Raw genomic sequence first — 15,195 nt, 5'->3', positions numbered from 1 at the left:
CAGAGCGACGTCTCGCTCAAGAGCAGGACGCAGTACTCGCTGACCCAGACCCCGAGCACGGTTCAGCCGGACTACGTGATCTGGAACGCCAGCGTGGCCCTGCTCGGCGCGGACGAGAGCTGGCAGGTGCGCGGCTTCGTGAAGAACATCACGAACCAGAACTATGCGACCCTGCTCGCCAACGGCGCGCTCGCGGGCACCGTCCGGTTCGTCCCGCGCGACGACAAGCGCTATGGCGGAATCATGCTGCGCAAGGACTTCTGATCAGATGGGGGCAGGACAGGGGCAAGCGTCTCTACCGCGTGAAGCGATTGGCGATGCTCAACAAGCCTCGGACAGAACTCGTTTGTCGTCGCATGGCCGGCCGTTCATGAATCGGTTCATAGCCAGGTGGCGAGGACATCTTTTCCGGCGATGCTCACGAACGACTTTAAACTGGATCGTCGCGCCGTGCTTTGGGGAAGCGCGGGCGCTTTCACCGCTGGTCTGACGGGATGCTCGGGCGGCGTACGGAATGCCGGCGGACTGCGGGTATCGATAACTGGAAAAGGTGAGGCTGATACGCGCCTGCTGTTTCGACACGCCGGCCTGAGGCCTGACTTTCCGGTCTCGTATTCGGAATTTCAGTCGGGTCATCTTGTGGTCGAAGCGTTCAATTCCGGATCGCTCGATTTCGGCGGGATGAGCGAGATACCCCCAGTCTTCGCGGCGGCATCGACGATGCAGAGCTTTCGCCAAGTCGCCGTGAATCATGGGGATGTGAACAACCAGGCAGTGCTCGTTCCTGCAGGCTCGCAAATCCGCGATCTCGCTGGTTTAAAAGGCAAGCAGGTGGGCTATGTTCGCGCGACGACTTCGCAATATTTCCTGATCCGCATGCTGGGTGCTGTGGGGCTGAAGTGGAGCGATATCGAGCCGGTCGCGATGAGCGTATCTGACGGGGCGGCTGCCTTCTCACGCGGGTCGCTGGATGCCTGGGCGATCTACGGGTTTCCGATCCAGCGCGCTCTCGCCACCGAAGGGGCGCGCGTTCTCAGGACGGCTTTGGGCTTTCTCTCAGGAAACTACGTGGTCTGCGCAAGCGAACAGGCCTTGGCTGACGCCGAAAAGTCCAGGCAGATCGAGGTTTACCTGCAACTGCTGCGCAAAGGGTACGACTGGGCCGCACAGAACCGGGACCGCTGGACAGCGATCATCGCCAACGAGATCGGGGTTCCCGCCGAGTACGTGCGCGACCAGTTCCAGCACCAGAGTGCGACGTATGAATTGCGACCGGTCACCGCGGCGGCCGTCCGTTCGCAGCAGGAAGTTGCCGATGTGTTCACGGACACCGGGTTAATCCCCCGGCATGTCGACGTTCGCCCACTCTGGACGGATCGTTTTAACAGCATCATCGCGCAGGAGGCCTGAATGAGCAGCCGACTTACCCTTGCTCCCGGGAAGCCTGCAGTTGTCCGTCTCTTCTCCAGCGATGAGGGCCTGCCCCCGAAAGCTGGAAGTGATTGCAAATATTTGCGCCCATCCCGGCGCAGTACGGAGGATTAGCATCATGGCCACCGCCTTTGCAGAAGACCGGATCGGCCGGTCGGAAATCGCCCCCAGAGGCATTCCTGACGCCGAATGGAAAGTGCGCGTCGATCTTGCCGCATTCTATCGGATCGCCGCGCTCTATCGGTTCGACGACTTTCTCTACACGCACATTTCGGCACGTGTGCCGGGGCCTGACCATCACTTCCTGATCAATCCGTTCGGCTTGACGTTCGACGAGATCACGGCGTCTAGCCTGGTCAAGGTGGACATCGACGGCAACATCATCGGCGATAGCGAATACGGCATCAACTATGCCGGTTACGTGATCCATTCGGCCATTCATGGCGCGCGCGACGATGCGCACTACATCGCGCATTTCCATACGCGTGACGGGATGGGAGCTTCGGCTCATGCTGAAGGACTGCTCCCTCTGAGCCAGCGTGCCCTGATGATCATCCCGGGGCTGTCTTACCACGACTATGAAGGCGTGGCGCTCAATCTCGATGAGCGGGAACGGTTGGTGCACGATCTGGGCGATACCAGCCAGATGCTGCTGCGCAACCATGGGACGCTGGCGCTCGGCAGCACTCCCGGGGAAACGTGGAGCCGGATCTATCAACTGGAGGCCGCCTGTTCGGCTCAGGTCGCGGCGCTGGCTGGGGGCGGGACCACGCTCTGATCGCTCCCGAAGCGGCGCAGGAAGAAGCGCGTCGCCAGCTTGCCGCACGCCCGATCTCAGCGGCGGCGAAGGAAGGCGTCAAGCCGCATGACCAGCTTGCGTGGGAAGCGGTACTGCGCCGCGTAACGCGAGAGCTTCCTGGTTTCGACGCCTGATTTAAAGTAAAGATCTTGCATGTTGTCCGCTGCGTTACGATAATCCGGTGGAAAGCGATCATTTTTACAATTGTTATTATGTTAATATAAAATATTTTCACGGGAAAAGCTGAAATTTATATCCATAAAGATGAGTTTCATCGTCGATATCATTAAATACAATCTTCGATAAAGATCATTGGTCGGCGCAATTTATGAGACGTAAGCCGAACCCGATTTTAAATCGGGGGTGCATCAGTGAAATTCATGAGTTCGAAAATCGTCCTGTCGGCAGGCAGTGCAGCGATCGCTTTGTCTTTCGGTGGCATCGCGCATGCCGGGGAAGCGGACGCAGCACCGGCGAGCGATGCGGGGGCCAAGACACCTGCCAGCGATATCGTCGTGACCGGCGTGCGCGGTGCCCCGCGTACGGTCGCGGAGAGCCCGGCGCCGATCGACGTGGTCGGGGGCGAGAAGCTCGCTGGAACGGGCGCCGCCGAATTCGGAGAGGCGTTGACCAAGATACTGCCGTCGCTGAATTTCTCGGCGACGCACGCGGGGGTCTATTCAGTAGTGCGGCCCGTTACCAACCGTGGCCTGAGCCCGGCCTATACGCTGGTGCTGGTGAACGGAAAGCGGCGTCACAACAGCGGTTTCATGACCAACACGACTCAGGATACCAGCGGCGTCAACGCGGTGGACCTCGACCTGATCCCGGGCAGCGCCATTTCGCGAATCGAGGTGCTGAAGGATCTGGCGGCGGCGCAGTACGGCACTGACGCCATCGCCGGTGTGGTCAACATCCAGCTCAACCGCAAGGAAGGCCTGGACGCCAGCTTCCGCTATGGTAGCCAGTACATTGGACGGGGCGATCGCGACAGTTGGCAGGGCCAGGTCGGCTTTGGCACCGCCATCGGTGACGGCGGCTTCCTTCGCGTGAGCGGAGACTACCGCAAGCGCGGTGGAAACTGGTGGAACCTGAAGGCCACCGATACCAATCTTTACGGTCGGCCGAGCAGTCGCACGGTTGAGCAAGTGATCGCCAGTTCGGGGCTGACGGCCGAGCAGGTCGCGGCTAACAGCGCCGAAGCGGCCGCGCGCAATGCGCAGTGGGACCAGGACGGCGCACATAACGGTGATCCGCAGATCAGGGCGTTCAACCTGTCCTACAACGGTGAACTGCCGGTAGGGGACTTCACGCTCTACTCTTTCGGCACGTATGGCCAGCGTGACGTCCAGATCGGCAACAACTTCCGCCGACCCAACGGCAATGCCAATTTCACCGCGCTGTTTCCCGACGGCTACTATCCGCTCAACAACATCGACGAGACGGACTTCCAGTTCGTCGCCGGCGCGAAGGGGGAATTGGCCGGATGGAATGTCGATTTGTCGAGCAGCTTCGGCCGCAATCACAGCCGGCAATACTCCAAGCGTTCCATCAAGCCCTCGCTCGGCCCGACCGGGCCGACCGAATGGCCCAACCTCGCCAATTTCGAGTTCCGCCAGTGGACGCACAACCTTGACGCGACGCGTGAGTTCGAGATCGGCCTGGCACGGCCGCTGCAGGTCTCGTTCGGCGCGGAATATCGCCTCGATCGCTTCCGCACTTTCGCGGGTGACCCGTTGGCCTACACACCGGCTACTTACGTGTTCAAGCCGGGAGACCAGCAGTACGACTGGAACGTGGGTGTCGCCGCATCCCCTGTGGTGCAGGGCGCAATCGTGCTCTCCCCGCAGACGAGGCGGATGCCACGCGCCGCGTCTATGCAGGCTATGTCGATCTGGGCATCTATCCGCTGGATGCCTGGTACATCGGCGCGGCGGTTCGCGGAGAACACTACAGCGACGGTTCGGGCAGTCCGGTTGGCGTCAAGCTCAACACGCGCTACGAATTCAGTCCGGTGGTGGCGATCCGTGGCACCGTCGGCACCGGATTCCGGGCGCCATCCCTGACGCAGGCCGCCTATGCGCAGACTGACGGGCGTACGGCGCTGGTCTTCAACCCCGTGAGCGGCCAGACCGAGCTGACCCCGACCGTCGCCAAGCTGGTGACACCGGACTCCGCGATAGGCGCGCTGTTCGGCGCAAAACCGCTGAAGTCCGAACGCAGCTGGAATGCGGGAGCAGGCGTCGTGCTGACGCCCGCCGCCAACCTCAGCATCACGGCGGACGGCTATTACATAAAGATCAAGAACCGGATCGAGAGAACGGGGCGCCTTTACGGCACCGGAATAACGGCGCTGCTGAACGCCAATGGTCTTAGCGGGATCGAGCAGATCGAGTACTTCTTCAATGCCGTCGATAGCTCGACCCGCGGGCTCGACGTGGTCGCCGACTGGACTGTCTCGCCCGGCGGCTTCGGCAAGCTGAACCTCAATGCCGCCTTCAACTACAACAAGACGAAGGTGGACAAGCTGCCGACCGTGCCCTCGCAGCTGTTCGGCGCCAACGGGGCTTCGCTGCTGGCCACGGGATCCGCGTTCTTCGGCGGAGATCGCATCGGCGAACTGGAGGTGATCAATCCGCGTACCAAGATTGTGCTCAACGGCAACTGGACGAAGGGCATCATCGGCCTGGCGCTGACATCCACGCGCTATGGCAAGTACACCCAGCGCACCGCCGCCGGCGACGATCGGTACTTTGGCGCCAAGTGGATCACCGACATATCGGTTTCCGCGCAAGTGACCGAGTTCGCCACGCTCCAGATCGGTGCAACCAACGTGTTCAACGTCAGGCCGGAAACCAACGGCCCGGGGAGTCCGCAGACCGGGCAGGGCTATTACGGTCCGTCACCTTACAATCCCAACGGGGGTACTACTATGGCCGTCTTGCAGTCAGCTTCTGATCGGCGCGGGTTCCTGGCGGGTGCGGCAGGGGGCATCGCCCTGCTGTCCGGCTGCGGTAACGCGAAAGACGACCGTACGCAGGTGGTGCTGGGAGACCAGGTCCACCTGCTACAGACCAAGCTGGCGGCGGCCGGCCGTCTCGACGGTACACCTTATGCGATCAGCTGGGGCAACTTCCCGGGCGCCGCGCCGTTGCTTGAGGCTCTCAACGCCGGGGCGGTCGATACGGCTCCGGCGGGAGACCTGCCCATCATCCTCGCCGCAGCGGCGGGCTGCAAGCTGAAGATCGCGGCGGTGAACAAGGGGGCAGGGCGATCGATGGCGATCATCGTGCCGCGCGGTTCTCCGGTGCGATCGGTGGCCGACCTTGCAGGCAGGACCGTGATCGTCTCCAGCGCGCGGGGAAGCATATCGCACTATCTTCTCCTGGAGGCTCTTCGCGAAAAGGGACTGCCGCCCTCGGCGGTGAAGATCGGCTATATGCTGCCAAACGACGCCGCAGCCGCTTTCACGACCGGCCAGATCGAGGCTTGGGCGACGTTCGGCACTTATCAGGCGCGCGCGGAGGCCGACGGTGCGCGGATCATCAGGGACGGCACCGGGATCGGCCCGGGCTATTCCGCCATAACCGTTTCCGACGCGGCGCTGGCGGACCCGGCCAAGCGCGCCGCCATCGCCGATTTCCTTTCCCGCGCGCGCGATGCGAATCGCTGGTGTATCGAGCATCCGGGCGAATACGCGCAGCTTTATGCCCGGCAGACCGGCATGGACCCGGCCATCGCCAAAGTGATCGCCGCGCGCGAGAAGCCCGGGCTTTCCGTTCCCGACGGGGCATTCGTCGCGGCGCTGCAGCGGGCTGCCGATCGCTTCCATGCGATGTACCACGTGTTGCCGAAAAGGGTTGACGTGGCGAGCCTGATCGTGCCGGACCTGCTGAAAACCTGATGGATCGCCCGTACCAGTCGATGTCGACGCTGGCGTCACCAAGCAAATCCGGAGCGCGCCAGCTGTGCTGATCTGTGCCGACTTCTTCGAGAAGGACTCCCAGTTGAAGTTGGCGTGTCCCGTTGCTTCTCCTTGAACCTAGGTCGCGTTGACAAAGTGGATGCCCGATCGGCGCTGATTTCGCGCGCATGTTCGGCCACCTCAAGCAGTTCAGCGTATGGCCACCCGTCACTACAAAACCGCTCTATCCCTCGCCAGCTTCCTCAACCTTGCCGGCATCTCGCGCAGGTGGCGGTCGCTTGCTAGAGGGTCGACATGACTTTGCCGATCCCCTCGCAGCTGACCACCTCCATCGACGCGCCGGACTTCGTCGTCATCGACGTGGAGACGGCCTGTGCCCGCGTCAGCAGCATCTGCCAGGTCGGCATCGTGGGTTTTCGCGATGGGCGTGAGGTGCTGGCTTACGAGACCCTGGTGGACCCTCGGGACGAGTTCTCCACGTTTAACGTCGGCATCCATGGAATCACGCAGTGCGATGTCGTCGGGCAACCGACCTTCGGGGATATCCATGCCGCGCTTGACCGCCATTTGAGCGGCCGAATCACGGTGGCCCACTCGGCTTTCGACAAGGGCGCTCTGGCTGCGGCATGCCGGCTGGGCACCCTTCCGCTGATCGAAACGGAATGGCTGGATAGCGTCAGGGTCGCCAAACAGGCCTGGCCGCAACTGGCGAGCCATCGTCTCAATGTGCTCGCACGGTTTCTCGGCATCGAGCACCGGCATCACGATGCCCTGAGCGATGCCCGCGCTGCGGGGATGGTGATCATCAAGGCCATCGAACATACCGGCATCGACCTGCAGGGCTGGATGGCCAAACCGACGCGCGCCAAGCCCAAGCCGCCAGTTCCCGCCCCGGACGGGCCGCTGAGCGGGGAGCGGGTCGTGATCCTGGGCGAGCCGCTTGACGGCAAGCTTGCGACCGTCATCGCGGCGGCGGGTGGCCGGGTCGTCCGATCGGTGGGTATGACCACCACTTTGCTGGTGATTGCCAGAGCGCAGCCTTACGGGAGGTGGGTGGAGGCTAGCCCCTTGCATCGCCGCGCGCAGGAATTGCGCGATGCTGGTCGGCCGGTCGTCATCGTATCCGAGGACGCCTTGCGGGCAAGGTTCGGGCTCGCCACCTGAAGCGGGTATAACGTCTCCGGACCCATAGACGCTTGCGAACCAGGGCGATTAACGGCGGGCGATGAGTATCATCGCTACCATCATGAATTCGACCACGGGCCAGCCGATCCAGAAATTGACGTTCGAGCGCATGCCCAAGCCCTGGGTTACGCTGCATCTGGCGAACGGGGAGCAGGTCACTGCCGATCGCGTCCACGTCGGCAAGCCGGCGCCGGGCAAGTTCATCGCGCCTGTCGAAGTGTGGGTCACGCCCAAGACCTGATTGAACCTCCGGACATCGACAGGCGCGCTGCGCCGTCGATGTCCGGATCGCCCGCAGGACCACCGGGTCAGAGCTTTTCGGCCCATTCGATGGCGGCGTCGGCCACCTGCTCCCAGCCGGTGTCGAGCATGGTCCAGTGCGACCGCTCGGCGAATTCGACATAGTCCGTACGGGACGGCGCGCGGCTTTGCCGGGCATGGATCGCGCGGGTCATCGCAGCATCGGCGATGAGGTCCTTGCCGCCGCCGATCAGCAGCAATGGCGGGCGCTTGGGATTGGTCCAGTCGATCTTCATCGGCTTGACGATCCCGTCCCAGTAGACCCGGCCCGGCGTCGGCACGATGTAGCGGTCGTAGGCCGTTTCGGCCTGCGCAGCCCCAAGCGTCTGGGCGAACCGCCTGGCGAAGAAGCGGCGCGACATGTGCTTCACCTTGCTCCGGCTGAACGGGTCGAGGAACACCGGTAGAGCCGAGACGAGCGCATGGGGAAAAATCGGCACGCCGGGCGTGGGGGCGGGGTCGATGGCGACGCCCGCCACGCCCAGTCCCCGGTCGAGCAGGTGCTGGACCACCACCCCGCCGAGCGAATGCCCGATCAGGACCGGGGCTTCGGGCAGGGCGCGGATGATCGCCTCGTAGTGATCGACGATCTGGCGTTGTCCCAGCGCTTCGAGCTTCGGGTGGGGGCGTGCGCGCAAGGCCGCAGGCTCGCCTTCGTCGAGGGGCCAATCGGGGGCGAGGACGGTATAGCCGCGTGCCTCGTAACGGGCTTTCACGTGCTCCCAGCTGCGGGAATTGAGCCAGGCGCCGTGGATGAGAACGATGGTCTTGCTCATGGCTTGTCTCCTTGGGTCGGCGTCAGGCACCGTAGCGGTCGGCGGGGCGGTTGCGGGACAGGTTGGGGCGCAGCGCGCGGCGGGCGTCGAGGTAAGCGTCGAGGTCGGCGTTGTCGGGCAGCGCCGGGATGGTGATCGTCTCGCCGAGGTCGAGGCCCGTGAGCGCGGCATCGACCATGTCATAGACGTCCATCACCATTTCGGCGGGCAGTCCGGCAAGTTGCTCCTCGGTTCAGATCGGTGTGCGGGTGATCCCCGGCAGCACCGCCTGCACGCGCACGCCTTTCTCACCAAGCTCGACGTTCAGCGCCTCGGTGAAGGCGAGGACATAGGCTTTCGTCGCGGGATAGACCGCCGTGAACCCGTCCGGCATGAGCGCGGTCACCGAAGTCATGTTGATGATCGTCCCGCTGCCGAGGTCCGCAAGGCGCGGCGCGATCGCGGCGGCGAGGCGGGTGACGGCCAGCACGTTGAGGTCGATCATCCCGGTGAGGTAGGCGGGGTCGGAGCCGACGAAGGTGGTCTCCCCGGCGATCCCGGCATTGTTGACGAGGCCGGTGATCGCCGCATCTTCGCGCAGCCGCCGTTCGATGCGGGCGAGGTCTTCGGCCTTGGCGAGATCGGCGCTCAGGGTCTCGACCCTGACGCCGGTTTCGGCGGCGAGCGTCGTCGCCAGCGCTTCCAGTTTGTCAGCCCGGCGGGCGACGAGGATCAGGTCGTGGCCCCGGCGAGCGAGGCGGTCGGCGTAGACCGCGCCGATGCCGTCCGACGCGCCGGTGATGAGGAAAGTGCCCTTGGTCATGTGGATGTCCTTTCGTGGATACGGTCTGTGGGAGGCTTCAGTCGCGGATGAAGTCGAGGAGGTCGGCGTTGAAGCGGTCCTGATGCGTCTGGGTCAGGCCGTGGTCCGCGCCATGGTACACCTTGAGCACCGCACCCGACACGATCTTCACCGTTTCCAGCGCGGAAGCGCCGATCGGCACGATCTGGTCGTCGTCGCCATGCAGGACGAGCGTGGGCACGTCGAAACGGGCGAGATCGGCGTGGAAGTCGCTTTCGGAAAAGGCGCGGATGGAGTCGAGCTGGCCCTTGAGGCCGCCCATCATGCCCTGCCTCCAGAATTCCTCACGGATGCCTTCCGAGATCGCCGCACCCTCGCGGTTGTAGCCGTAAAAGGGGTTGGTGAGGTCGCGGAAAAACTGGCTGCGGTTGTCGTACGTGCCCTTGCGGATGGCGTCGAAGGCCTCGATCGGCAGGCCGCCGGGATTGGCCTCGGTTTTCAGCATAAGAGGCGGAACCGCGCCGATCAGCGCCACTTTGGCGACGCGGTCGGTGCCGTGGCGGCCGATATAGCGGGTGACTTCGCCACCGCCGGTCGAGTGGCCGACGAGGATCACGTCGCGCAGGTTAAGCGCCTCGATCAGTTCGGCCAGGTCATCGGCGTACTGGTCCATGGTGTTGGCGTTCCAGACCTGGTCCGAGCGGCCGTGGCTGCGGCGATCGTGGGCCACAGTGCGGAAGCCCTCGTTCGTGAAGAAGACCATCTGCGTGTCCCAGGCATCGGCGGAAAGCGGCCAGCCGTGGGAGAAGACGATGGGCTGGGCATCCTTCGCGCCCCAGTCCTTGTAGAAGATGCGGGTTCCGTCGCGGGTGGTGATCGTGGTCATGTCGCTTGCTCCTTTCTCGATCGGGCCGTTGCGCCCTGTGAGGAGAGGGATAGACTGCGCCGCCGGCCTGCAGGATCGGCGGTTCCGACATAAGGCAGGCCAAAACTGACAAAGGGGGCTTCGGGCATGGCCGTAGACGCGCGTATCAAGGCCGAGATCGGCCTCGTCCTCTATCCGGGCTGTCAGGCGGCAATGGTCCACGGGATTACCGACCTGTTCGCGATCGCCTCGCACTTCTCGGCGGAGCGCGGGGGCTTGCGATTCGGGTAAGTCATTGGAATATAGGAGATGGTGGCGGATTCGTGCGCGGATCGGACACCCATCCCGGCGAGCGTGGCGACCCTGCGATCCTGATCGTTCCGGGGCGCCTGACCGGCCCCGTCGGCGCCGAGGAAGCCGTGCCTTATGCCCGCTGGCTGCTTGATCGGCACGCGGCGGGCGCGACGCTGGCATCCACGTGCGGCGGGACGTTCATGCTGGCCGCGACGGGGCTGCTGTCAGGCCGTCCGGCGACGACGCACTGGCTTTTCGCCGAACCTTTTCGCACGCGATTTCCGGATGTTAGGCTGGACCCGGACAAGATGGTGATCGAGGATGGCGACATCATCACCGCAGGCGGGCTGATGGCCTGGACCGACCTTGGGATGCGGATCGTCGATCGGCTGCTGGGGCCGACGGTGATGATCGAGACGGGCAAGTTCCTGCTCGTCGATCCCTCGGGGCGCGAGCAGCGGCATTACAGCAGTTTCGCGCCGCGCCTGACGCATGGGGACGAGGCGATCCTCAAGGTCCAGCACTGGCTTCAGGGGCGGGCGGAGCGGGCGGTCGCGGTGCCTGACATGGCCGGGCAGGCGGGGCTGGAGGAGCGCACATTCCTGCGCCGGTTCAAGGCGGCGACAGGGCTCAAGCCCGTGGAATACGTCCAGAATCTGCGGGTCGGCAAGGCGCGCGAGCTACTGGAATTCACCCGCCGATCGGTGGACCAGATCGCCTGGGCCGTGGGTTACGAGGACGCGACGGCGTTCCGCAGGGTGTTCAACCGCGTCATGGGCCTGTCGCCCGGAGAGTACCGGAATCGCTTCTCAAGCGGCGCCGATCTGGCGATTGCGGCCTGACCGGATACGGCACCCAACGGTGCCTTAACGGCACCTAGCGATACCCTAGCGTGCCCATACCGTGCCTTCAGGCGCGATCTCCCGGCACTCCGCACGCCAATGCCACCATGACTTCCAGCTCGTCGCGGATGCGCGGTGCGACCTCGTCCGGAAATCCGGCATGGGCGCGCAGCTGCGAGGTCAGGAAGCCGGAGAACAGGGCGGCCTCGGTAACGCCGACCTCCCGCCCTGTGCCGACAAGATCCTGCAGCGCACTGCGCGAAGTGCGGCCGCGCAAGTAGCGCAGCTGGGCGCCGAACTGGCGCAGAGAAGCATCGCGCGCGGTGGCGACGAAAAGTTCGTCGCTGCCCCGCGCGTTGCCGCCGCGCAGCACCATCGCGGCAAGGTCGTCCGCGAGGTCGGCGGGGCGAAGCGCGTCGCGTGCGGGGGCTTCCGCCTGCAGGCGCTCGACGTTGGCGCGGTAGAGGCCCTCGAACGCGGCTTCGAGAAGGGCGGGCTTCGTGCGGAACTTGTGCGACACCGTGCCGAGCGTCAGTCCGGCGCGTTCGGCGACGGCGCGATGCGTGAGGCGGGCGAGTCCGTCCTCGTCGATGATCCGCGCGGCGGTCTCGACGATGCGCGCGGCCGTCTCGTCCCGGTCGGGCAGGGTGGGCATCGAGCGCAGCGCCTCTTCGCGCGCGAATTCGCGCCAGGGAGCGGGGGTATCGCGCCGCCGGTCAGCCATGCGCCGAGCACGCGGGCGGTTTCGTCGAGCGCGGCGCGATCGACCAGACGCCGCCAGCGGATCATATGGAAGAAGCTCTCGTTCTCGAACACGCGCTGCGCGACGATGCTGCCCGCGCCGAGGCCGAAGCGCTGGCCCGCCTCGCTCCAGAAATGCGCCCACAGCGCGGCCCACTGCCGCGTGGCATCGACGAATTGCGCCGATTCATGGGCAAGCAGCTGGCATTCGCGCCAGGCGAAGGCCAGCCCGCGTTGCTCCTCGCACCATGCATCGACGATCTGTGCGAAGAACCCCGCGAAGGCGACGGGCGAAGCACGCAGTCCATCGAACTGCTGCCACTGGCGGTCGCACCAGAGGCTCGCCTCGACGATGCATTGTTGCTGGGAAGCCAGAAACAAGTGTTCCAGAGATCCGAAGTGATGGTAGATTGAGGAAACCGGTGCATCGGTCAATCCACTGATCTGGCGGGCCGACATTCCTGCTGCCCCGACCTGTTCCCATTGCCCTGTAACCACGGCGATAAACCGGTCGTATGACGATGATTCTGCGGTTCTCATGGCGCTCATGACATTGGAAGTCCGACTGGCAATTTCACCCTCCTAGCAGACACCGCGCCTGCGATCGAGTGATACCCGCGCACGCACGTCGTTGCGGGAGTGCCGGAAAAGTGTCATCCAACATACATACAGTCGTTCTAGCTGCCGCGTCGATCCAATCTTCTCGGGGGCTCGTCGTGAAACTGAACACTTGTCTATTCCTGCGCTCGACGGCGATCGTCGGCGTTCTTGCCTGCGCCTTCGCCGGCGCTGCCGTCGCTCATGCCGAGGAGGCCCCGGACGTTGCCGCCGATGATGCCGCTATCGGAGAAGACATCGTCGTCACCGGCTCGATCGTCTCGGCGCAGCAGGACTCGATCGAGGCCAAGCGGGTGATGGACAACCTTGCCGACGTCGCCGCATCGGATGCGGTCGGCCGCTTCCCCGACCAGAACGCCGCCGCCGCGCTCTCGCGCCTGCCCGCCGTCGCGGTGCAGCGCGATCAGGGGCAGGAGCGTTACATCCAGGTGCGCGGCGCGCCGAACCGCTGGACCTCGGTAAGCATCGACGGAATCCCGATGGCAGGCGTGGACGAGGGCGGCGACACCCGCGCCTTCCGCTTCGACGCGATCCCCGCCGTGCTGCTTTCGCAGATGGTGGTCAACAAGTCTCTGACCTCGGACCTGCAGGCCGACGCCGTCGTCGCCACGATCGACCTCAAGACCTATTCGCCGATGGAGCAGAAGGGCCTGCACGTCTCCGGCGACGCGGGCTACGGTTTCATGGGGCTGGGCAAGGGCGAGCAGCGGCAGGGATCGCTGCGCCTGTCGTGGTCGAACGACACGTTCGGTTTCGTCATCGGCGGATCGCACTATCGCCGCAAGCAATTGACCGACAACCGCGAAGTCGGCGCCTACGATGCCAACGGGCCGACCGAGTTCGACGTGCGCCAGTACCAGATCGAGCGGTGGAACAACGGCCTCTTCGCGGGCGTCGAATACCAGCCCGAGGAAGGCAAGCGCATCTACGCCAAGGCCATCTTCTCCGAATTCAACGACAACGAACAGCGCAACCAGTACGAATTTCGCCTCGACCGCGCGACCGGCGGCACCCGCACGCTGGAATCGGGCAACCTGACCGGCGTGCCGCTGCGCGGCAGCTTCAACTTCGGCGAGTATCGCAACCGCAATTACATCGGCACTTTTGGCGGCGATTATGAAGGCGACGACGGTTTCAACGCCTCGTTCAAGTTCAACTACGCGCGCACCGAGAACACCAGCTACCTGCCCCTCGTCCAGTCCTCGACCAGCGGCGCGAACAACCTCGACCTGACTTATGACAATTCCGATCCGCGCTTCCCGATCGTCTCGATCATCGGCGACTTCGACCAGAAGAGCCTGAGCACTTCAAGCACCTACATGATCACCGCGCGCCAGAAGACGGTGTCGGACAGCTATACCGCCAAGCTCGACCTGTCGAAGCAGATGGGCGACCTGAAGCTCTCGGCGGGCGGCCTCTACATCGACCGCGACGTGGCGGGTAACAACTTCTCCTCGTCCAACATCGTCTATATCGGCGCGCTGAGCGCGGCGACGGGCGAGCCGTTCGACGTCAACAGTTATGTCACCGACAAGGCCTGGGACACCGGCTTCCCGCTCGGCGTCACGTTCAACTACGTCGATAACGTGGCGATGCGCCGTGACATCGACAGCCTGCTCGGGCGGCTGGAGGCGGCGGGGCTCTACGATCCCTCGCTCGACGTGCCAACCACCGACAAGTACGCCCAGCGCGAGCAGACGCTGGCGGGCTATGTGATGGCCAAGGTCGAAAGCGGCCCGCTGACCGCCGTGGGCGGCGTGCGCGTGGAGAACTACGTCCTCGACAACGGCGGCTCGGTGCTGGCGGGCGGCGTCTATACGCCGCTGACGCGTCACACGAGCAAGACCGACTTCTTCCCCAGCCTCAACATCAAGTATGCGGCGACCGACAACCTCGTGCTGCGCCTTGCCGGCCAGCGCGGCGTGTCGCGCCCGGCCTATGGCGCGATCCGGGTCGGCGCGTCGATCAACGACACCAACAGCCCCGGCACCATCGGCGGCGGCAACCCGGCGCTGAAGCCCGAGTACACCTGGGGCGCGGACGCCAGCATCGAATACTACCTGCCCGGCAACGGCATGATCTCGATCGCGGGCTTCTACCGCTCGGTAGACAACGTGCTGTATCAGGCGCAGAATCCGGTGGGTTCGGACTTCTACAACTTCGGCGGGGTCGACCGTTCGGGCTACCTGCTGACCGGCACCTACAACGGCGACAAGGGCAAGCTCTACGGCGTCGAGTTCAACGTCCTCAAGCAGTTCGACTTCCTGCCGGGCGCGCTCGACGGGTTCGGCTTCCAGGGCAACCTGACGCTGCTCGACGGCGATTTCGACACGCCGACCGAGAAGAACATCGCCTTCCAGGGCATGTCGGACAAGATCGCCAACGCCTCGCTGTTCTACGAGAAGTACGGGCTTTCGGCGCGCGTCAGCTACCAGTGGCGGTCGGACTGGCTGGATCTCGCTCGGCGGCTTCGGCAGCGGCGAATACCGCAAGGGCTACGAGAACCTCGACGTCTCGCTGCGCTATGCCCTGACCGACAACTTCACGCTGTTCGCCGACCTCGCGAACCTCACCAACGAAAAGTACATCGCCTACCAGGGCACGACCGCAATGCCGACCGAGGTTGAGCAGATCGGCG

The 15,195-nt window shown here is 64.3% G+C and carries 10 protein-coding genes and 4 pseudogenes; 10 read left to right on the top strand and 4 right to left on the bottom strand.

The features are described 5' to 3' along the window. The first annotated feature begins 93 nt into the window (after window positions 1–93). The 7 genes and pseudogenes from KZO24_RS21060 (at window position 94) to KZO24_RS21030 (ending at window position 7,581) form a co-directional block, all read left to right on the top strand. Entirely contained in the window at window positions 94–264 is a 171-nt protein-coding gene (locus KZO24_RS21060; RefSeq protein ID WP_486487648.1) for a hypothetical protein, read from the top strand. 150 nt (window positions 265–414) lie between these two features. Further along, window positions 415–1,410: an ABC transporter substrate-binding protein gene (locus KZO24_RS21055; protein ID WP_271180744.1), complete on the top strand. Its 996-nt coding sequence runs from the start codon at window positions 415–417 to the stop codon at window positions 1,408–1,410. A 139-nt stretch (window positions 1,411–1,549) separates the two neighbouring features. Continuing rightward, window positions 1,550–2,364, top strand: a pseudogene (locus KZO24_RS21050) (class II aldolase/adducin family protein). Between the two features lie 246 nt (window positions 2,365–2,610). Further along, a pseudogene (locus KZO24_RS21045) lies at window positions 2,611–3,078 on the top strand (TonB-dependent receptor plug domain-containing protein); the annotation flags it as partial. 941 nt (window positions 3,079–4,019) lie between these two features. After that, the gene (locus KZO24_RS21040) at window positions 4,020–6,134 is read left to right on the top strand and encodes a TonB-dependent receptor domain-containing protein (protein WP_486487741.1); all 2,115 of its coding nucleotides are present in this window, start codon (window positions 4,020–4,022) and stop codon (window positions 6,132–6,134) included. A 315-nt stretch (window positions 6,135–6,449) separates the two neighbouring features. Beyond that, window positions 6,450–7,319: an exonuclease domain-containing protein gene (locus KZO24_RS21035; protein WP_271180748.1), complete on the top strand. Its 870-nt coding sequence runs from the start codon at window positions 6,450–6,452 to the stop codon at window positions 7,317–7,319. 61 nt (window positions 7,320–7,380) lie between these two features. Then, window positions 7,381–7,581 carry a hypothetical protein gene (locus KZO24_RS21030; protein WP_271180749.1) on the top strand — a complete coding sequence of 67 codons (201 nt, stop codon included), beginning with the start codon at window positions 7,381–7,383 and terminating at the stop codon, window positions 7,579–7,581. Window positions 7,582–7,648: 67 nt separating this feature from the next. On the opposite strand, the gene KZO24_RS21025 is transcribed toward KZO24_RS21030, so the two are convergent. The 3 genes and pseudogenes from KZO24_RS21025 to KZO24_RS21015 form a co-directional block, all read right to left on the bottom strand. After that, a complete protein-coding gene (locus KZO24_RS21025; RefSeq protein ID WP_271180750.1) occupies window positions 7,649–8,416 on the bottom strand; it encodes an alpha/beta hydrolase in 768 nt (255 codons plus the stop codon). Between the two features lie 22 nt (window positions 8,417–8,438). Continuing rightward, window positions 8,439–9,218: pseudogene (locus KZO24_RS21020) on the bottom strand (SDR family NAD(P)-dependent oxidoreductase). A 37-nt stretch (window positions 9,219–9,255) separates the two neighbouring features. Further along, a complete protein-coding gene (locus KZO24_RS21015) occupies window positions 9,256–10,083 on the bottom strand; it encodes an alpha/beta fold hydrolase (protein ID WP_271180752.1) in 828 nt (275 codons plus the stop codon). Between the two features lie 126 nt (window positions 10,084–10,209). On the opposite strand from KZO24_RS21015, the pseudogene KZO24_RS21010 reads away from it, so the two are divergent. Next, window positions 10,210–11,198: pseudogene (locus tag KZO24_RS21010) on the top strand (GlxA family transcriptional regulator). A 67-nt stretch (window positions 11,199–11,265) separates the two neighbouring features. Here the strand turns inward: KZO24_RS21010 and KZO24_RS21005 are convergent. Continuing rightward, entirely contained in the window at window positions 11,266–11,922 is a 657-nt protein-coding gene (locus KZO24_RS21005) for a TetR/AcrR family transcriptional regulator (RefSeq protein WP_486487647.1), read from the bottom strand. Window positions 11,923–11,987: 65 nt separating this feature from the next. Between KZO24_RS21005 and KZO24_RS21000 the strand changes: the two genes are divergently transcribed. Beyond that, the gene (locus KZO24_RS21000) at window positions 11,988–12,353 is read left to right on the top strand and encodes a hypothetical protein (protein ID WP_486487646.1); all 366 of its coding nucleotides are present in this window, start codon (window positions 11,988–11,990) and stop codon (window positions 12,351–12,353) included. A 302-nt stretch (window positions 12,354–12,655) separates the two neighbouring features. After that, window positions 12,656–15,184 carry a TonB-dependent receptor gene (locus tag KZO24_RS20995; protein ID WP_486487645.1) on the top strand — a complete coding sequence of 843 codons (2,529 nt, stop codon included), beginning with the start codon at window positions 12,656–12,658 and terminating at the stop codon, window positions 15,182–15,184. The last annotated feature ends 11 nt before the right edge of the window (window positions 15,185–15,195 follow it).

It is taken from the genome of Novosphingobium sp. NFX11, assembly GCF_057376415.1.
The sequence above is the reverse complement of the archived record's forward strand: the minus strand, read 5'-3'. Positions and strand labels throughout refer to the sequence as shown.

Coding starts and splice junctions, on each gene's coding strand:
- KZO24_RS21055 (WP_271180744.1), top strand. CDS start 415: ATGCTCACGAACGACTTTAAACTGGATCGTCGCGCCGTGCTTTGGGGA.
- KZO24_RS21035 (WP_271180748.1), top strand. CDS start 6,450: ATGACTTTGCCGATCCCCTCGCAGCTGACCACCTCCATCGACGCGCCG.
- KZO24_RS21030 (WP_271180749.1), top strand. CDS start 7,381: ATGAGTATCATCGCTACCATCATGAATTCGACCACGGGCCAGCCGATC.
- KZO24_RS21025 (WP_271180750.1), bottom strand. CDS start 8,416: ATGAGCAAGACCATCGTTCTCATCCACGGCGCCTGGCTCAATTCCCGC.
- KZO24_RS21015 (WP_271180752.1), bottom strand. CDS start 10,083: ATGACCACGATCACCACCCGCGACGGAACCCGCATCTTCTACAAGGAC.
- KZO24_RS21005 (WP_486487647.1), bottom strand. CDS start 11,922: ATGGCTGACCGGCGGCGCGATACCCCCGCTCCCTGGCGCGAATTCGCG.
- KZO24_RS21000 (WP_486487646.1), top strand. CDS start 11,988: ATGGAAGAAGCTCTCGTTCTCGAACACGCGCTGCGCGACGATGCTGCC.